33 protein-coding genes are annotated in these 17,009 nt (G+C 37.4%); 32 read left to right on the top strand and 1 reads right to left on the bottom strand.

Features of this window, described 5'->3' with window-relative positions:
• Window positions 1–140: 140 nt before the first annotated feature.
• From LACPOB_RS0110785 to LACPOB_RS12750, 5 genes are read left to right on the top strand one after another with little or no spacing between them, the layout of a single operon-like run.
• Window positions 141–392 (top strand): helix-turn-helix domain-containing protein, encoded by a 252-nt coding sequence (locus LACPOB_RS0110785; RefSeq protein WP_017868831.1) that lies wholly within the window; start codon window positions 141–143, stop codon window positions 390–392.
• 16 nt (window positions 393–408) lie between these two features.
• Complete coding sequence (locus LACPOB_RS12185; RefSeq protein ID WP_017868830.1) at window positions 409–888, top strand: DUF559 domain-containing protein; 480 nt, start codon at window positions 409–411, stop codon at window positions 886–888.
• A complete protein-coding gene (locus LACPOB_RS12345) occupies window positions 876–1,856 on the top strand; it encodes a coiled-coil domain-containing protein (RefSeq protein ID WP_017868829.1) in 981 nt (326 codons plus the stop codon). The genes LACPOB_RS12185 and LACPOB_RS12345 overlap by 13 nt, the downstream gene beginning before the upstream one ends.
• Window positions 1,853–2,416: a hypothetical protein gene (locus LACPOB_RS0110770; RefSeq protein WP_017868828.1), complete on the top strand. Its 564-nt coding sequence runs from the start codon at window positions 1,853–1,855 to the stop codon at window positions 2,414–2,416. The genes LACPOB_RS12345 and LACPOB_RS0110770 overlap by 4 nt, the downstream gene beginning before the upstream one ends.
• Window positions 2,417–2,459: 43 nt before the next feature.
• Window positions 2,460–2,630: a hypothetical protein gene (locus LACPOB_RS12750; protein WP_017868827.1), complete on the top strand. Its 171-nt coding sequence runs from the start codon at window positions 2,460–2,462 to the stop codon at window positions 2,628–2,630.
• Here LACPOB_RS12750 and LACPOB_RS0110760 read toward each other — a convergent pair.
• The gene (locus LACPOB_RS0110760) at window positions 2,608–2,985 is read right to left on the bottom strand and encodes a DUF2513 domain-containing protein (protein ID WP_017868826.1); all 378 of its coding nucleotides are present in this window, start codon (window positions 2,983–2,985) and stop codon (window positions 2,608–2,610) included. The genes LACPOB_RS12750 and LACPOB_RS0110760 overlap by 23 nt on opposite strands.
• Before the next feature lie 93 nt (window positions 2,986–3,078).
• Between LACPOB_RS0110760 and LACPOB_RS0110755 the strand changes: the two genes are divergently transcribed.
• The 27 genes from LACPOB_RS0110755 (at window position 3,079) to LACPOB_RS0110605 (ending at window position 16,892) form a co-directional block, all read left to right on the top strand.
• Complete coding sequence (locus LACPOB_RS0110755) at window positions 3,079–3,378, top strand: helix-turn-helix transcriptional regulator (protein WP_017868825.1); 300 nt, start codon at window positions 3,079–3,081, stop codon at window positions 3,376–3,378.
• Between the two features lie 96 nt (window positions 3,379–3,474).
• Window positions 3,475–3,657 (top strand): hypothetical protein, encoded by a 183-nt coding sequence (locus LACPOB_RS0110750; protein WP_017868824.1) that lies wholly within the window; start codon window positions 3,475–3,477, stop codon window positions 3,655–3,657.
• Between the two features lie 121 nt (window positions 3,658–3,778).
• Window positions 3,779–3,970, top strand: coding sequence for a hypothetical protein (locus tag LACPOB_RS0110745; protein WP_017868823.1), 192 nt, complete (start codon window positions 3,779–3,781; stop codon window positions 3,968–3,970).
• A complete protein-coding gene (locus LACPOB_RS0110740; protein ID WP_017868822.1) occupies window positions 3,957–4,157 on the top strand; it encodes a hypothetical protein in 201 nt (66 codons plus the stop codon). The genes LACPOB_RS0110745 and LACPOB_RS0110740 overlap by 14 nt, the downstream gene beginning before the upstream one ends.
• Window positions 4,154–4,447 (top strand): YqaI family protein, encoded by a 294-nt coding sequence (locus tag LACPOB_RS0110735; protein ID WP_017868821.1) that lies wholly within the window; start codon window positions 4,154–4,156, stop codon window positions 4,445–4,447. Before LACPOB_RS0110740 ends, LACPOB_RS0110735 begins: the two co-directional genes overlap by 4 nt.
• On the top strand, window positions 4,431–4,706 hold the full coding sequence (locus LACPOB_RS0110730) for a hypothetical protein (protein WP_017868820.1): 276 nt from the start codon (window positions 4,431–4,433) through the stop codon (window positions 4,704–4,706). Before LACPOB_RS0110735 ends, LACPOB_RS0110730 begins: the two co-directional genes overlap by 17 nt.
• Complete coding sequence (locus tag LACPOB_RS0110725) at window positions 4,706–5,377, top strand: ERF family protein (RefSeq protein ID WP_017868819.1); 672 nt, start codon at window positions 4,706–4,708, stop codon at window positions 5,375–5,377. The genes LACPOB_RS0110730 and LACPOB_RS0110725 overlap by 1 nt, the downstream gene beginning before the upstream one ends.
• A gap of 4 nt (window positions 5,378–5,381) precedes the next feature.
• On the top strand, window positions 5,382–6,101 hold the full coding sequence (locus LACPOB_RS0110720) for a putative HNHc nuclease (protein WP_017868818.1): 720 nt from the start codon (window positions 5,382–5,384) through the stop codon (window positions 6,099–6,101).
• Window positions 6,076–7,083, top strand: coding sequence for an NUMOD4 motif-containing HNH endonuclease (locus LACPOB_RS12340; protein WP_017868817.1), 1,008 nt, complete (start codon window positions 6,076–6,078; stop codon window positions 7,081–7,083). Before LACPOB_RS0110720 ends, LACPOB_RS12340 begins: the two co-directional genes overlap by 26 nt.
• Window positions 7,084–7,139: 56 nt before the next feature.
• Window positions 7,140–7,550: a single-stranded DNA-binding protein gene (locus tag LACPOB_RS0110705; RefSeq protein WP_017868816.1), complete on the top strand. Its 411-nt coding sequence runs from the start codon at window positions 7,140–7,142 to the stop codon at window positions 7,548–7,550.
• Between the two features lie 17 nt (window positions 7,551–7,567).
• Complete coding sequence (locus LACPOB_RS13180) at window positions 7,568–8,251, top strand: helix-turn-helix domain-containing protein (protein WP_017868815.1); 684 nt, start codon at window positions 7,568–7,570, stop codon at window positions 8,249–8,251.
• Entirely contained in the window at window positions 8,244–9,035 is a 792-nt protein-coding gene (locus LACPOB_RS0110695) for an ATP-binding protein (RefSeq protein WP_017868814.1), read from the top strand. Before LACPOB_RS13180 ends, LACPOB_RS0110695 begins: the two co-directional genes overlap by 8 nt.
• A 167-nt stretch (window positions 9,036–9,202) precedes the next feature.
• Window positions 9,203–10,009: a DNA-methyltransferase gene (locus LACPOB_RS0110685; RefSeq protein WP_017868812.1), complete on the top strand. Its 807-nt coding sequence runs from the start codon at window positions 9,203–9,205 to the stop codon at window positions 10,007–10,009.
• Window positions 10,010–10,024: 15 nt separating this feature from the next.
• Window positions 10,025–10,801 carry a hypothetical protein gene (locus LACPOB_RS0110680; protein ID WP_017868811.1) on the top strand — a complete coding sequence of 259 codons (777 nt, stop codon included), beginning with the start codon at window positions 10,025–10,027 and terminating at the stop codon, window positions 10,799–10,801.
• On the top strand, window positions 10,798–11,046 hold the full coding sequence (locus LACPOB_RS0110675) for a hypothetical protein (RefSeq protein WP_017868810.1): 249 nt from the start codon (window positions 10,798–10,800) through the stop codon (window positions 11,044–11,046). The genes LACPOB_RS0110680 and LACPOB_RS0110675 overlap by 4 nt, the downstream gene beginning before the upstream one ends.
• Entirely contained in the window at window positions 11,043–11,255 is a 213-nt protein-coding gene (locus LACPOB_RS0110670; RefSeq protein WP_017868809.1) for a hypothetical protein, read from the top strand. Before LACPOB_RS0110675 ends, LACPOB_RS0110670 begins: the two co-directional genes overlap by 4 nt.
• The gene (locus LACPOB_RS0110665) at window positions 11,252–11,542 is read left to right on the top strand and encodes a hypothetical protein (protein ID WP_017868808.1); all 291 of its coding nucleotides are present in this window, start codon (window positions 11,252–11,254) and stop codon (window positions 11,540–11,542) included. The genes LACPOB_RS0110670 and LACPOB_RS0110665 overlap by 4 nt, the downstream gene beginning before the upstream one ends.
• Window positions 11,526–11,705: a hypothetical protein gene (locus tag LACPOB_RS0110660; protein ID WP_017868807.1), complete on the top strand. Its 180-nt coding sequence runs from the start codon at window positions 11,526–11,528 to the stop codon at window positions 11,703–11,705. The genes LACPOB_RS0110665 and LACPOB_RS0110660 overlap by 17 nt, the downstream gene beginning before the upstream one ends.
• Before the next feature lie 95 nt (window positions 11,706–11,800).
• Complete coding sequence (locus LACPOB_RS0110655) at window positions 11,801–12,121, top strand: hypothetical protein (RefSeq protein ID WP_017868806.1); 321 nt, start codon at window positions 11,801–11,803, stop codon at window positions 12,119–12,121.
• Window positions 12,102–12,560, top strand: coding sequence for a DUF1064 domain-containing protein (locus tag LACPOB_RS12160; protein ID WP_017868805.1), 459 nt, complete (start codon window positions 12,102–12,104; stop codon window positions 12,558–12,560). The genes LACPOB_RS0110655 and LACPOB_RS12160 overlap by 20 nt, the downstream gene beginning before the upstream one ends.
• Window positions 12,561–12,571: 11 nt before the next feature.
• A complete protein-coding gene (locus tag LACPOB_RS0110645; RefSeq protein ID WP_017868804.1) occupies window positions 12,572–13,051 on the top strand; it encodes a YopX family phage-derived protein in 480 nt (159 codons plus the stop codon).
• Complete coding sequence (locus LACPOB_RS0110640) at window positions 13,044–13,247, top strand: hypothetical protein (RefSeq protein WP_017868803.1); 204 nt, start codon at window positions 13,044–13,046, stop codon at window positions 13,245–13,247. Before LACPOB_RS0110645 ends, LACPOB_RS0110640 begins: the two co-directional genes overlap by 8 nt.
• A 653-nt stretch (window positions 13,248–13,900) precedes the next feature.
• On the top strand, window positions 13,901–14,164 hold the full coding sequence (locus LACPOB_RS0110630) for a hypothetical protein (RefSeq protein WP_017868801.1): 264 nt from the start codon (window positions 13,901–13,903) through the stop codon (window positions 14,162–14,164).
• On the top strand, window positions 14,161–14,880 hold the full coding sequence (locus tag LACPOB_RS0110625; RefSeq protein WP_017868800.1) for a hypothetical protein: 720 nt from the start codon (window positions 14,161–14,163) through the stop codon (window positions 14,878–14,880). Before LACPOB_RS0110630 ends, LACPOB_RS0110625 begins: the two co-directional genes overlap by 4 nt.
• A 117-nt stretch (window positions 14,881–14,997) precedes the next feature.
• Window positions 14,998–15,432: a DUF722 domain-containing protein gene (locus tag LACPOB_RS0110615; protein WP_017868798.1), complete on the top strand. Its 435-nt coding sequence runs from the start codon at window positions 14,998–15,000 to the stop codon at window positions 15,430–15,432.
• 474 nt (window positions 15,433–15,906) lie between these two features.
• Window positions 15,907–16,497 carry a DUF4145 domain-containing protein gene (locus LACPOB_RS0110610; RefSeq protein ID WP_017868797.1) on the top strand — a complete coding sequence of 197 codons (591 nt, stop codon included), beginning with the start codon at window positions 15,907–15,909 and terminating at the stop codon, window positions 16,495–16,497.
• Window positions 16,498–16,604: 107 nt separating this feature from the next.
• Entirely contained in the window at window positions 16,605–16,892 is a 288-nt protein-coding gene (locus LACPOB_RS0110605) for a BRO family protein (RefSeq protein WP_017868796.1), read from the top strand.
• The last annotated feature ends 117 nt before the right edge of the window (window positions 16,893–17,009 follow it).

The following is a 17,009-nucleotide window of genomic DNA, read 5'->3' as shown; positions in this document are numbered from 1 at the left end:
CTTTCATGGTTTTAATTATAACATTAACTTCGGAAAATGTGAAATATATTTTTAAAAAACAATTTCGGATTTTCTGAATTTTGTTCTTGACTTCGGTTTTTCCGAATGATAATATAAAGATATCGAAAGGAGGTGACAACATGCAAGATATAAAACAAGAAAAATTTACTTTACGTCAATGGCGTGGAATTCGTGGTATGTCCAAAACTGAACTTTCTAAGCGTTCAAAAATAACTGATAGAACAATCGCTTTATATGAACAAGATCTATCAGCGTTGAGAAAAGCGAAATATGAAAATCTCGAATCTCTTGCTGAAGCGTTAAACATTAGAGTAGATGATATTTTTTTGTCACCAACTTCGGAAAAACCGAAATTAGTTAATGAAGCATAGAAAGGAGGCGGACAAAGTGCAAGAAATTGAGTTGAGCGAGCGGCAACAATTAATTTACTCAGAAATTGTTTGGGAGGCTATTGGTCCACAAATGATGGATGTGGGGCTCGATGCTTTGCTTATATCTGAAGACCCAAATAGAAAAATTCCACCTAGAACTGAAAGAACCAAATATGAACAGATGTTTCACATCATGTTCCCTACACTGCAACAACAAGTTGTATTTGGAACTGGTAAAGGCGGATATGAAAAATATTGGTCCAAAAAATACACCGCAGATTTCTATGATTCAAAAGAAAAAATTGATTATGAAATTGATGGTCCTGAGCACGAATCTGGAAAACACTATCTAAAAGACAAAATAAGGGATATTGCATTATGGCAAGTATACGGAATTTCAGTTTGCCGATATACCAACAAACAAATAGATGACATGGTCAAAAAAAGAATTATAGAAGTCTTTCCAGATGAGGAGGTTAAAAAGTGCAGGAACTAGAAAATTATTCGGCAAGCGATTTTGATTATTCTTTGGTAGATGATTCCACGGCTAAGTTTTTAAAGCATAAATTGTCAAATATGAATAGCATTGCTCAAGATACGAGATACCAAATGGGCAAAGAATTGTATGAAACTCAAAAAGAATTAGCCAATCATTATAAAGGCGTATTTGTTAAATGGTGTGAATCAGTAGGCCTTGACAGAAATGATGTTTATTTTTGGATCAATGAATTTAAGTTTTCTAGAAATCTAGAAAACACTCAGCAAATAGCTAATTTTGGTAATGCACCAAAAACGTTAAAAAAAGATGTTTTGCAGAAATCGGCAAAACCTGAAGCAGTTCAAAGGGTACTCGATGGCGACATCACTACTCACAAAGAATATAAAGAATTGGAGCGCAAGCTCAAGCAGTCCGAAGAAGCCAACAAGACGCTGGACGGACTGCTTAGTGAGAAAGCAGACACGATCAGTGCTTTGGAGCAACAAGTTAAGAATAAGCCTAAGCCTGAAGTGGTGGAGAAAACAGTTACTAAAGAAGTTAAGCCTGATGACTATGAGCAATTAAAGCAGCAAGCTCAAACAGTCAGTATCCTAAGAAACAGGAACGGCGAACTTCAAAGTGAAATCGATAAATTGAACGGCAAACTTTCAGAAATGAGTTCTAAAGGTCAAGAGTACGAAGAACTGCAACAAAAAATCGATAATTTAGAAAAACAACGCAGTAATGTTAGGCAATCGATTGATGCAGGTTCAAATATCATGTTGCTTAACGATCAGCTCAAAGAATTGTTTGATACTAAGCTTTCAGCTTTAAGATATAAAAACTTTTTTGCGGACGATCCAATGACTTCAACCGTGGAAGAAACTGAAGATTTATTAGACACGTTGCAAGGGTTTATTGACGACATGCGCAAGATATTGCCACAACATGACAGAAAAATAATAGAAGGGAAGTTTACAGAATGAAAGAAGTAACATCAATGCAAGCGGCTAAGCAAGCTTTAGTCGCACAAAACAAGCAAGGAGAAATCTTAGTCGATGTAATCAACCACGTCGAGGGTATCGAAAAGGAAATGAAAAAGACTGCTAAACACGTTGAGGATATTGCAGAGGAATCAAATAAGAACAACCAAGAAACCAGACATCTTGTTGAACAGAATGTAGATAATGTTTATCTCTCACGAGGACAGTTAAGACAAGTTCGCAAAGTAGTTACAGCACTATCGAATAAATTCGCAAGAGCATGGATTGAAAACAATCACGGTAAAAATTACGGTGGCGGAGATTATCTTAATAAAAAAATTGGACAGTTTAGATCAACGATTTGGCATGCGCTAAAGGAACATTTTAACACTGATGTTTATACCGAAATTAGAAGAATTGATTATAACAACGCTTTGAGATTTGTAAATTCCTTAACTATTTCATCTTTTGAAGCATGGAGAGTTAAAGACCGTTTAACTACTTTAGACACGTTGAACAAATGGGAAAACTCAAAAGGATTTCCATTAACACAACCAGAATAAATAGCAAGTTTGGAACAAGGAATATTAGAAAGGAAGAACAGAAATGAAGGAAGATATAAATCATATTTCGCTTGAAGGTAAAAAAATATTGATTGATGGCCTTGAATTGAGAAAGGTCAAATCAATCAATATCAATAGAGACTGGAGCAACGGTTCTAGAACAGAAGTGACCTTAAAAATAGACGCTCAAGTCAAAGGCCTAGATGGTGATTAATTGCAGCTGTAGTTACTCCGGAAGCAATGTTTTTTAAAGCATCTAATGAAAATGAGCCTATTTTTTGAGCAACATTCTTTGTTTGTTCCCAATTAGCATCTTTTCGAATATTGCTTAAAAAAGAATGGCCACTAGGAGATAAGTCTTTTATATCAAACTCATCCTCATAAGAGTCTAAGTCAGAAAACAGCCCAGCTTCGTTGCAATAGCGAACATGATACAAAAGACGCTCTAGCCCGTATTTTTCTATCAGCTTGTCGCTTTCGAAGTCAGACAAATGAGTCCGCTTTTCAATTGTTGAATGCTTCTCGACTGATAGAAGAATATCTCTTACGCAATCAGGATTTAATCTCATTGATTTCACCTCTTTTACATGAGTTGGATTAATTATAGATGAATAAGAATAACAAAATAAAATCAATTAATTTTAATGAAAAGGAGTGATCTAATGTCAGATTTTGACAATCTAGTCGCTACTAAAGTGGCAAAGGACATTAGTAAAAAGTTCAACGATCGTTTAGATGAAGAACTTAACGGCAACCTTGCAACTGGTTATCTTAACCAAAAACAACTATGTAAGTACCTAGGCATCTCTGCCACAACTTTTAAAGAAAAAATCAAGCCATTAGCACCACCAACATTTGTGGTTGACGGAATGGTGCGCTACAAGGTCGATCGTATCGACGAGTGGATGCAGCAGTTTGAGATTTGGAATGATGAGTATATCCCAGAAAGGAGCGGGGCATGACGCCACTAGAAACGGTGATCGTTACGGTGGTCGCTTATAGCATTATTGTACCGATCATTGGATATTTAAAAAACAGATGGAGGAAGTGAGACATAAATGAGTGTTATAGACATTCTACTGGTTTTTCTAGTGATGGTCTTGCTGGTTAGTTTAGATCAACTAGAAAGTGATTGGGAAGAAAGGAGATATCAACGTGAGCATAGCAATGATAATTCAGGTAACAGTGTTAAGCATTATGGCGGTGGTCGTCATTTTGAGCGGAATAATCGGGCTGATTAAGGTTGTGCCTGAGATCAACGCAATATGTCGTAGAGAAAAAAATAGCCGTGACGGCAATCACGACTAAACAGAATCATATCAAAAATATTTTCAAGGTAATTATACCAGATTGGAGTTAATTATGACAGTTAGAGAAAAATATGAAGATGCAAAGAAACAAATTGCACTAAGGTCTACATCAGCTGAACGCATCTCATTCATGCGTGCATTTCTTGCATTACATGGTGATGAACTTTCTGAAGAACAAACAAAAGATTGGAAGAACAAACTTGCTTTATTTGAAGAACAGGGGGCGCAGCATGAAAAAGCATGAAGCAGATTTGATTATTAAATTCCTGGACTTTGCCGATAAAACAATGAGCGATGATCACTTTACCAGATTGTGCATCGAGATTGAAAAGGCAAACAGCGATGTTACTGACGAACAACAAAATCGTGTTTGGTGGGTTGCTTATGGATATGGCAATAAACATTTACCAGAAAGAATGGCGAGCGTATGACAGTTAACGACATGTATCTTGACCAGATTCAAGATGAACAAAACAGAAACTTATGGCAACACCAATTTGTTAAATGCAATTATCCTAAGCCGCCGAAGACTGTTTATGATTTTTACGGTACTGAAATCACGCCAGATGAAGAAGTTTGGATGACTGATGACGGCTTAGTTGTAATACACAACTTAGTTGAATATTGCAACGATAAGTTTGATGGACGTGTGGTTGATTTAGATATGGCAATCGACACGATCGAAGACAACGGAGGTTACGAATATGACATCAACAGATAATTTACAACAGTTTGCCCGAATGATGGTTGACAGCTGCAAATACGAAATTAATGAATCCCACAAAAAAGGCACACCTGAGAAAGCTATCAAGTATTTACGCAGAACTGAAAATAAGTTAGATCAGTTGGACTTTGGCGATGGTTTCACACTTGACGAAAAAGAATTTGCGGTTAACAAAATGCGAGACGTGTTCGAGTTTGCAGAACATCAGATCAGACATGAAGCAATGCGAACACCGTTTATTGAGGAGGAAGAATAATGAGCAATGCACTAATGAATATTCAAAGCCAATTAGTTGCTCCTAAAGGTCAATGGAATAATTTTGGTAACTATGCTTATCGCAGTGCTGAAGATATTCTAAACGCCGTTAAGCCTTTGCTAAAAGAAAACGAAGCAACCTTAACATTGACCGATGAGCCTTTGCTGGTTGGCGATTGGCACTACATCAAAGCCACGGCAACTTTCAGAGCTGAAGATGAAGAACAGATTGTAACAGCCTATGCACGTGAATCTGAAACTAAGAAGGGTATGGACGGCTCACAAATTACAGGAACAGCTTCATCGTATGCACGCAAATACGCTTTGAATGGTTTGTTTCTGATTGATGACACCAAAGATGCAGATTCTAATGGTTATCACAAACAGAACAATAAACCAGCACCAAAAAAGAAAAACACTGCTAAGCCCAAAATTCAGATGAGTAGTCAGGAGCAAAACACAGTCCAAAACAAAGGTAAATTGTTTAAAACGTTTGTCGGACAAATTGCTGAAACATTAGGTGCTGATCAAAAAGACGTACAAAAAGGGCTGGTTGATCAAGCTAAAAACACAGACGAATATAAAAACGGCAATTCAAATCAACAAGCTACTGTTTTAGTCCGTTTAGCTGAAGCTATGAAAAAGCAAGTACAAAACGATAACAAGAAGTGATTAGATGTGGAAACCTGCTTTTATATCAAAAATAAAGGGCAATGAGCTGCTTATTAAAGTGAGACAGCCAATTAACCTAGAACACCTTAAAACGATGTACAACGGCAATCTAAGCAAGATACACGCAAGAATTGAGATCGTTGACCCACGCAAGGCGCGACCTGCACAACGCAAATTGTTCTTTGCTTTATGTCAGGACATTGAAGTCTGGTCAGGCGCACCAATGAAAGAATTTCTTAAAGACTACTTCTACACCGCTTATTCAATTGAAAATGATGGTGCAGAAATCAGCTTAGCAGATAACACCAAGAACAGTGTTTCAGATGCTAATAAGCTGCTGGATATAGTAATCGATTTTATGTTTAGTTGGTCTGTTCCATTTAAACAAGGTTATGAGCTATTACCACGAGATGAGAGTTATTTCTTGTATCAATGCTGCAAACATCGACGGTGCATGGTTTGTGGCAAGAATAATTCTCAAATTGCGCATTATAGAGCAGTTGGAAATCGTAGTAGAAAGATGGTCGATCATAGAAAACTGCCACTCATGTGTTTGTGTGGAGACCGGCACCATCCAGAACAGCACAAAATTGGAATAAATAACTTTTGCAACAAATACCATATTAAACCAGTTTATTTATCAGAAGATGACTTGATTAAGCTGCATATTATGACAAGAAAAAGAATGGATGAAATTGATGAAACAAATCTGGAAAGATATTAAGGGGTACGAAGGACTATACAAAATAAATGTAAATGGTGAAATAGTCAGCTTACCACACAAATATTCAAATCGTTGGGGGAGCACTGTATATACTCCGGCAAGGAAACTCAAGCCAACTTATAGGCCCGTAGATGGTGGATACTACGTTTACGGTTTAACTGATGCAAAGCATAAGATAAAGCAGCACCGAATGAACATTCTTGTTGCTGACACGTTTAATAGAGAAATTAAATTTAACAATTTGCCAGGAGAGACCTGGAGATTTTCCTTTGCGAATTATGAAGTCTCAAATTTGGGGCGGGTTCGATCAAACATCAGAAATTATCAAAAAGATACGATGACATATTCAGAATATAGACTAATCAGTTTTCAAAACAACGGCCATGGTTACCTAGCTCTTAACTATAAAAGCAAGCCGATATATCTTCATAGGCTAGTAGCTAGTGCATTCATACCTAATCCTAACAATTTACCGCAAGTAAATCATAAGGATGGTGATAAGAAAAACAACCGAGTTTCTAATCTTGAATGGGTTACAGCTGAAGAAAACAAACAACACGCTAAAAGAATGGGCCTAGTAATACAAGGATCTAAAAGCTGGAATACACAAATAACCCCAGAAAAAGCGAGACAGATAAAGCTTGATTTCATAAATGGAACCCCAACAACAAAAATTATGAACAAGTATGAAGCTGACAGGCATACTGTTTTATCAATCGCCAAAGGCAAATCATTTAAAAGGGAAACGAGCGATATTCCTAATTATTCCGGCAATGCAAAAGATAGAGCGAATATCACAAGATGTAAAAGCAAGCGCAATACATCAGGACATGTTGGCGTTAATTTTGATAAAAAGTCAGGTAAATGGAGATCAAGAATATGCTACAAAGGTAAAACGATAATTGACAAAAAATTTAGCAGTATGCAAAAAGCTGTTGAATACAGAGAAAAAGTTCTAAATGCTATTTCAGTATCAAGTTAGGTATTGGAGCATAAGAAGACGAGTTTAAAGGCAATCAAAGAAAAGGAGCAATCACAATGAATCAATTTGCAGGGATCGGACGTTTAACTAAAGACGTACAAATCAGACAAACAAGCAGCGGCAAAAGCGTAGGCAGTTTCACGCTAGCAATCAATGGTTACAACGATCACACCGACTTCATCCGCTGCCAAATATGGGACAAACGAGCTGACAATCTAGCCAAGTTCACGCATAAAGGCTCACAGATTGGGGTTACCGGAAGAATCAATACCGGCAGTTATCAAGACCGAGATGGGAAGACAGTCTATACCACTGATGTTGTGGTTGGACAGTTCGACTTACTAGATCCGAAACAAGACAAGCCAGATCCATACAATCAGCAGAATGTAGACGATGGTGGCGTTAATGGACCACAGACAGACGATGGACAACAAATCGATATTCAAGATGATGATTTGCCATTCTGATTTAAGGAGTGATCGTAATGACAAAAATTATAAAACAACGTCAAAAAGGCTTTACAACAGTTGATAATTCAGTGGTTAGAGATGAGCGGTTGAGCTGGAAAGCAAGAGGGATTTTTTTCTATCTTTGGAGTCAATCAGACGAATGGGATTATTTTACTAACGAAGTTGTAAGGCATTCACCAGATGGTTTAACTGCACTACGTACAGGGTTAAAAGAGCTAGAAAAATATGGTTACTTAGCCAGAAAAAGAACGCGAAATGAAAAAGGGCAGATTTCAACCTCAGATTGGATAATATCTGAAAAGCCCTATGTTGAAAAACCACGTATCGAAAATCAACACGTGGATAACCGCACACTAAGAACTACTAACTTAAAGAATAAACAACCAGAAGAAATACTAACTAAAGAACATAGTGCATTTGGCAATGCACCACATGCTTTTGAAAAAGAATTTCAAGAAGTTTGGGATCAGTACCCGAACAAAAAAGGTAAGAAGGAAGCGTTCAATCATTATAAAGCTTGGAGAAAAAAGTCTGTTAAGAATACCAATGAATATTTGCTAGAACGATTGTCTTTATATAAAAAACACCTTGCAGCTAATTCATGGAAACAGCCAATGAATGGAGCTACATGGTTTAACGGAAGATTTGACGATCAGCTAGAAGTACCACAGGAACAAGGGGAAGTTTGGTATGAGTGAGTTTAAAGATTTATCTAGTGCTTTAAGACCAGGAATGATTAAACGCATGGCTAAAGATAAAGGCGTTGATATTGATCATTTACCAACTAAAGAAGAACTAGAAAAACAAACTATCGAAAAGGCTCGCCAAAGCATCAAAGCAACGCATAATAAATTTTATTTTAATCAATCTGTTTGGGGTGGTAGACCATTGCATTTCACTTTCGAGCAATGGAAGCCAGCGTTACAAAAAGATGAAAAGACCGCAAGAGAAATAGGCAAGCAAGCCTTTGTGTTAGCTAAGAAACTGCAGACTGATGTATTTAATGTTTTGCTGATTGGTTCTAAAGGAACAGGAAAAACATCGTTAGGTTTGGCAATTTTGGATGAGTTAAGCAAAGCAGGTAAGTCAATCATGTTTGTATCGACTGCAGAATTATCGGACTTGATCAGTAAGCAATATGATTACTCAGATGTAAAACCGCAGTTAGAAAAGATAGAAAGAGCCATGCGAGAAGTTGATGTGTTGTTACTAGATGATTTTGGAACTGAAGGCGGTATGAAAGTTGACAATGTTGTGCGTCCAGTTCGCAAGGATATGCAAGATTTCATGTATCGGGTCGCCAACGTTCGCATTGATTTTGACAAGAATAAAGTAGAAAAGCCAACGATCATTACAACTAACAATCTGCAAGAAGATATAGACCGCATGTACAACCAGAAAGCTGTTAGCCGTTTGTATCCGAAAAGCAAGGAACACCGCATAACGTTCAACAAGATGGGAGATGTGCGAAATGTCGACTAAATGTGCAATATGTGAGAACCGTGGCACTATCTGGTTACAAACAGACTGCGGCTTTGCTAAAGCTGTGCAGTGTCCAGAATGTAAGGGAAAGAGCCATAAAGAGTTTGATGTCGCAGCTATGCGAGCCAAGTTGCAGAAACAAATTGCTGAAAAGAGGGCTGCTGTAATTGGATAATACAAAAGATAGCTATATAGAAAAGTATAGACCTAAAACAACGAAAGTAGAATTATTCAACGATCATTTTCAGAATTATAAGCGTTATGGCATACCCAAAGCACAGCTGGTTATTGCAGACATCCCTTACAACTTGGCTAATAAGGCTTATGCAAGTAACCCTGCTTGGTATAACGGCGGAGATGATAAAAATGGTGAAAGCAAGAAAGCTAATTCAACTTTCTTCGATACAGATGTTGATTTCAGAATAGCAGAATACATGCACTTTTGTTCTCGCATGTTAGTTAAGGAGCCTAAGAAGGGTAGAAATAAAGCACCTGCAATGGTTGTGTTTTGTGCATTTGAGCAGTTACAAATGGTTATTGATTATGGCAAGCGGTATGGGTTTCAGCATTATATTCCGTTGACGTTTATCAAAAAGTCATCAGCGCAAGCGCTAAAAGCCAATATGAAGATTGTAGGCGGTTGTGAGTATGGCTTGGTTTTATACCGTGATAAATTGCCAAAGTTTAACAACGATGGCCAGATGATAATGAATTGGTTTCATTGGGACATTGACAATTCTTATCCGAAAATTCATCCGACACAAAAGCCTGTACCAGTTTTAAAACGGCTGATTGAAATATTCAGCGACCCAGGGGACACAGTTATAGATCCCGTAGCAGGTAGTGGATCAACGCTAAGAGCAGCTGCTGAATTGAATCGTAGTGCGTATGGTTTTGAAATAAAAAAGGATATGTTCAGATTGGCTAATGAAAAAATGTTAAATCATGCGGAAATGTCATTATTAGCACTTTAAAGGAGCGTGAACTAAATGGCCAAGTATTACCGAGTACGGACGCAAGAGCAATGGGAGTGGCTATGTAACAAGCTGAATTTAAGCCAAGCGGTTATAGAACGTTCTATTGCATTTCCTACTGTTTTACGTATTGAAAACGATGACGGTCTCAGGATCGAAATAATATACTATGGAGCACCCAAGAATGTTTCAGAAGTCAGCAACCTAATGGAGGAAAGCAAAATGGAAGATTATATAACGATTTACGGAAAAGACGCAGAGCAAATTAGAACAACAAGTGACGGACAAGTTCCTATCGTCAAATATCATGAGCCATCTGGACGATTAACACCAATTTTTGATATTGCAGATGGCATTGACATTCCCAAGTCCCTGCTTTATCCGAAAGTTAAATTTACTGAAGAGGAGAAGAGAGAGTTCGATGATATTAAAAAACATGTAACGGCTTTATATAACGCAATGGTATTAATTTTTGAACATAGGGACGAGTGCATAAATCTAAACAACAAATTATTTTATTCTGCACCACCAAAATATCTGAATGACGTACAGCGTGATTTTGCTCGTGCGTGGACTGACGAATCATTGATCGAAGTTATCCCTGATAAGAAGTGGAACGTCAAAGTGCCACACATTGAGAATAGATTTTATTTTAAACATACAGACGGCGGACTTAAAGGTTCAAGTTCTGCTTACAACGATGATTATAATCAGCAGTTCACAGTCGAAGAACTGAAATATTACGGTTTAGAAGATGAATCTATCTATAAGAGAGTCGAGGTAGAAGAATGAAGATAATCAAACTAACCGAATTGGGAGCACCTGACCCTTATATATTTAGTGTCGATGAAGAAGACGATATTTCACAATGTTTGGTTGAGAGCATAGACCCGATTTTCCATGTAAAAACTGAAAGAGTTTATAACAGCTACGGTGATGATTGCTACAAGGTAAACTTTATTGACGATACATTTATGCAAGTTCCCAGAGCAAGGTTCGTAGCTCAATGGGCACCAGATGATGAGGAACAAGAATGACTAGAAAACAGTTCTTAGAGTCCATCGAAACTTGGAAAATGGACGATATCAATGCCAAATATGTGTATGGCGACAATCACATTAAGCTGGCCTATCACGATCAAACAGCAGAATATCAAGGCAAAAAGAATGATGTTGCGCTGATAGCTAACTTTGTAGGTGCACTAGGGTGGCGTGAGTATTTGAGATTTAAGGGGGTGCAAGAGTGATTAAAACATTTCGAAGCAACACCACAATTCGGGCAGAACAGTTTGATGGTTCAAAAGAAATGATTGAAAAGTATGGTATTGGAGAAGTTAACCGAGCAGAACTAGAAGGTGCTGAATCAGAGTACGGTGATGATATTCATTATTTTTTAAACCCTAAACTTATATTTTTGAAACAAGAAATAAAAATTGGCGATTGGTTGGTTAGAGATTTGCCAAGATTAAGAGTGATGAGCAATCAAGCTTTTAAGGAAACTTATAGCGAGGTGCCTAATGCCGAAGAAGATTAAAGCCGACCGCCACGTTATCAACTGGAATCCACGAGCGCACACATTAGTCCGTGGCAGTCGTGAGCCATATATCGTCAGTGAGATACACAAGCCCGAGAAAGTTGACCAAGGAATGATCAATAACGGTTATGACAAATTCACGATACCACGGACACACATTTAACGTTAAATGGACAATGTGAGCCAATAGAGTGAGCTAAATGTATTAAACAGTAAATTATCCATGAACAATCAAAAATAAGCAGGAGGTTGGTTTAAATGGCAAATAAAGAAAGCAAGCTTGAAATCAAAATTAACGATCAATTCACAATCACACGTGACCCTTACAATTATATTTTGAATGAAACGAAGACAGTTACAGATAAAGATACTGGAGCGGTTAAACAAATTAGAGGCGGTCAATGGTACTACGGCAAGTTAGAGCCTGCCTTATGTGGCTTTATTGACCACTGTGATGGGATGCAAGACGTTGAAGTTCGTTCTGTGCAAGATTATATCAAACTGATTAAAGATGCCAAGAACGATGCTTTAAATGCTTTAAAACGTGAGGTTGAAAAATATGAGCAAGCAGTCAAATAGAATTGGCGTAAATCAAGGAATTAAAACTTTGCTAGATGGATATAGGTTTGATTCACAGCAGGAAGCTAGTTTCTATCGCCAATTTATTAGAGGAAAATGTCAGCAAGTCAGCGTACACCGCCCAATTAGAATTATTGAGCCATATCAATTAGGCGGGACGGATTGCAAGGGACATGATTATAAGCCTGATTTTGTAGTTATCGATCAATCGGGTAGAGGACATCTAATTGACGTGAAGAACAGTTTTACAGGCTACGGAGTAAAGGCAGACGCTAGATTGAGATTCGCTTTAATTCAATCAACTCAAAACCAGCCTGTTGAAGTAGTTATCCCACGCAAAGGGTGGTTCTGGTTGAAGATTATGGACACTAAAAAGAAATTTGAACCGATCAAAATGACAAGCCTTGATTATGACATCCATGACTATATCGGACAGTAAGGAGTGATTGCATGAGAAAGATTAAGTTCAGAGCTTGGGACAAGATTGCAGAAGAGCTAGTTGAAATCAAAACGCTTGATTTTGAACGACAAAAAGGCGCAACTTGCGCAGTTGATTATTCAGGCATTAATGGAGATTTAAAAAGTGAATGGGAGTTAGAACAATTTACTGGTCTTGTTGATAAAAACGGCAAGGAAATTTACGAAAATGACATTGTTCAAATTGAGTATAACCGAGAATGGGGAGCTAACTATGACCCAGTAACATTAGGCTTTATAGATTACGACTATTCAATCTCGACCACGTTGTGGGGGACAGTTAGAATTTGGAATTCTCAAGGTGTAGTTATTACAAAAATATTTACTGACGAGCCAGAGCAATTCGACGATGAACATCCGATACCAAAAAGAATGAACTTGTCAAAAGATTGCTATGTAATTGGCAATATTCATGCTAATCCAGAATTATTGGAGGGTGACAAAAATGAATGAAAATCAGCAAAAAGTCTATCACTGGTTAGTTGTTACATGTGGATTAGAAGATGCGTGTGTTGCTGATGTGATGCGCCATATTGCACAACTAGCTGATACTGATACATTGACAGCTTATACAAAATTAGCTCAATTAGAACGTGATGAAGTGTTATACAAGGCAATCGTGGAAGTTGACGGAGAAAAAGTATTTTAGAAATTTAGGGCATTGTGGTGTCAAAGTCACTCTGCTCATTAGTCGGAGCAATCAAGCCTAAACTCAAAAAGGTATCAACAATTATTTCTCAGCTCCGACCACAGCTTGCTTATGATAACGGCAAAGCGAGTAAGGCCAACAAATATTTTTGCATAATCGCTCGAACCGACAATCGAGACAAAAAAGTTGGCTGAAAGAAAGAAGATGATACAAGTTTACACGTTGATCTAAGTGCTTAGATACTCACAAATCAAAGCGCAAATTAGGTCACGTTAATGGGGCGTTTGAGTGCCAAAACTCTCTCGCTCATATGCTGGGAAAAATAAAAAAGAGGATGTGTGGAAAGCATCTCCAAAAAAACTTCAAAACTTCATCCCCAGCATTTAGCTAGTGAGGAAATTCAAATTATAGAAAAGAGAGTGATGGGCCTTTTAAATATCTCAATATATTTAATTAACCTAGATAAATTTACGCTATCCAAGCTAGCTAGTATCTGCCGACATATCAAATTACAGAAAGAAGGAAACGCCCTTTTTAAAGTTTGTTTTGTTTTGCCCGTCGGCAGTTATGTCCCGAATTGGTTTTAACAACGGATCGTTACCGTTGCGGGGCGTTTTAATCGATTAAAAAATAAATACAAGGAGTTGAAAGACGTGAATCAATATCCACATCAGAAAGAAATGAACGCAGTTTTAGAAGATTTAAAACAATATTCAATAAAATATATGTGTACGTCATTTAAAAGCTTATCTGATTACCTATCGTGTATAGGCAATTCCGCAATAGATTTTTACACAACTAGCGAAGAATACAGCATGTTAAATGACCTCGAAGAAGCAGCGGTCATTAAGCAATATTGTCTGTGGTACCAGCAAGAATATGCAAAAGAATTTCCAAATGGGAGGGAACGTATATGACAGCGATATTAACACGTGAGGACATTAAAGAACGCACAAGAGAATTAGTTAAGTATTTAGATCGCAAGTATGGTTATCATCATTGGGATAATCCCGAAGTTGAGCATGACCCGAATGTGATCGCATACCGCAAGCTATATAAAAGACCTGAAGTTAAAGCGCGAGAAAATCCTACGGGAAAAGTAGTAATCCCAAGAGAAGACTTAATTAATTTGAACAAGGCAGAAAAAGAAAAATATATCGTTGAACAATATCAATCTAGTGTACCAGTGACTAAAATTGTTAAAGATCTAGGGTATAACAGCAATACGCCAATATATCGAGTTCTTAAGAAATACGGTGTTGACCTGAAACGTAAACGTAAGGATAAAACATCTATGATTACGCAAGAAATGTTGATTGAAGCATCAGAAAATGCCGAAAGTGTTAATGCAATTGCTAAAAGATTAGAACGCTACAGCCCAGGAATGAATGCTCGTGATGTTTGCCGTTTGTTCAAGCATTACAACATGCAAGAGGCATATAAGAAGATTGTAAAGCGATGGAGATATCGTTATTTGTTTGAGAATGGTGATGTTAAGCGCTATGAGAATTTAACACAGCTTGCTAGGCATTTAGGCATCACAGCGAGAAAACTCAGTAGAGATGCTAAGCAAGAAAAGCCAAAATATAAAATCCTGACTTGGAAGGAGATGCGTGATTGTGAAGATATTTAAGCGATTAGTTTATCGCCGCATTGGTCCGAAGATGTATCAGACAAAGGCACAACGCAGAGCATGTGATTTAGATGAGAAATTGAATCAGTTATTCAGGATATTTTAGGAGGCAATCTATTGGCAACACGAGAAGAAACAATCGAAGTTATCAAGAACTATCCACATCTTAATCGTTTGATACACGAACGCCGTCAAGCTATCTTACATCCTTATCAAGAATTCAAAGATGAGAACATCAACGGTGGGCGTGCGCAGAATGTCCGTAATGAATCAATTGAGCGGTCAGTTGAACAATTAGATGCAGACGTTGAACTCAAGGCATTGTACAAGCAACAAGAAGCAGTATCGTATGTATTAGGCAAATGTGTGGATAAGCAAGTACGCAGTTTATTGGATAATACAACTTACGATATTATCTATGAGTTTTATTTGAGAGAAGACCAAAGATATAATGCTGATGGAATAGCTGCAATGGTTGGGCTATCGCGAAGAAGCGTGTATGACCACAAGAATGCTTTTATTGATGCAGTCATGGAAAGACTGAACAAATGAAACTGCACAAAAACTGCACAAAATACCCTAAATAGTGTTGTATATTTGTAATATACAAAAAAGCTTAGTTAAGTTGTTTTGTATGAGAATTCTTGTTTTATTTAATACCTGCTTTCTTTAGCGGTGGTGGTTCACCGCCAAACTATAATTTACAAAAAGCTTAAAAGAATTCCCGCATTTTTTCTCCCTTGGAAATCTTATAGTGTGGTTAGCACGATCTAACCGTAGCAGTGCCTGGTAGGCGTGAGCACATAAACAAATGATAGACATTAATATGACTCCTAAACTTATTCTTACAACTGAATTAAAGTCACAACGGATTCGATTTCCGTTACTGTTATTGCCCCGTTAAGGGTTCGGGGCGTACATAGTCGTTTCAACAAGCGACACTAAATAATTTGGTTGTTTTGTTTACCTCAAGAAAGCCTGGCTATTGCAGCTGGGCTTTTGTATTATTGGTATGAGGTGAATGAAATGAAACTAAAGGAAAACAATCTGATACCAAAAGAATGGGGAAACTTAAGCAGACTGGATTCAGCGAATTATATTTGTGGTTATTGTGGTAAAGAAGTAGGAAGTGACATTGGTTTTTATTATAGTAGCGAATGGCAACCAAGCAGTGCAGTATATATTTGCCCCCATTGTGGTCGACCATCATATAAAGAAGGTGCAAAAATGCTTCCAGGAGCAGCATACGGAATACCCATAGAAGGTCTTCCTGATAACGTTCAAGAGATCTATGATGAAGCTAGAAATTCATATAAAGCCGGAGCGTTTACAGGAGTTATTCTTATTTCTCGCAAAATATTAGCAAATACTGCTATTTATTTTGGAGCAGACGATGGAAAAGGCTTTGTGTACTATGTTGATTACTTAGTCAATAATGGTTACGTTCCTTCGAAAAGTAGGGATTGGATAGACAAAATTAGGACGGAAGGAAACAGTGCAACACATAGTCAGACATCCAAAAATAAAGAGGACGCTAAACTTATTTTAGATTTTGTGCAGATGTTATTGATGATTAATTTTAAATTCAACAGTGATTATCAAAACGAAGAACAGTAAATTTTATTATCATGACGCTGAAAGGCGTCTTTTTTAATGCAATGAGAAATACATAGGTTATTGCTTACCCAGTAGCTCAAAAAGCATGAAATATCATACTCCATAATGTGGACGTAACCCGATATAAAGGCATTTCGGGGAGCAAAAGACAAATTAAAGTATTAACTGAAAAAGGAATTTTTGAAGCAGTTTTCCATTCAAGACAAAAGCAAGCACAAGAGTTTCAGAATTGGGTATACGATACTTTAATTACATTACGTAAAAAAGCTCAATTAAAAGCATACGAAGCTTTTAAACTGGTAGAAGATACTAACATTCAAAAAGGCTTAATGGTACAGCTCGATGACGGGCTCAATGGTTTAAAACCACGACAAGTAATTAAGGCTAATTACTAACTACATTAGCCGTGCTTCTAGCCTTGGTCGTACTGTTCGCTGTGATGTATTACGGTGGGCTGTTAATAGTGTGGCTGATTGTGTGGACGTGTTTGTAGATACATATAACTGAAAGGT

It is taken from the genome of Ligilactobacillus pobuzihii E100301 = KCTC 13174, assembly GCF_000349725.1.
Taxonomy (GTDB): Bacteria; Bacillota; Bacilli; order Lactobacillales; family Lactobacillaceae; genus Ligilactobacillus; species Ligilactobacillus pobuzihii.
The sequence above is the reverse complement of the archived record's forward strand: the minus strand, read 5'-3'. Positions and strand labels throughout refer to the sequence as shown.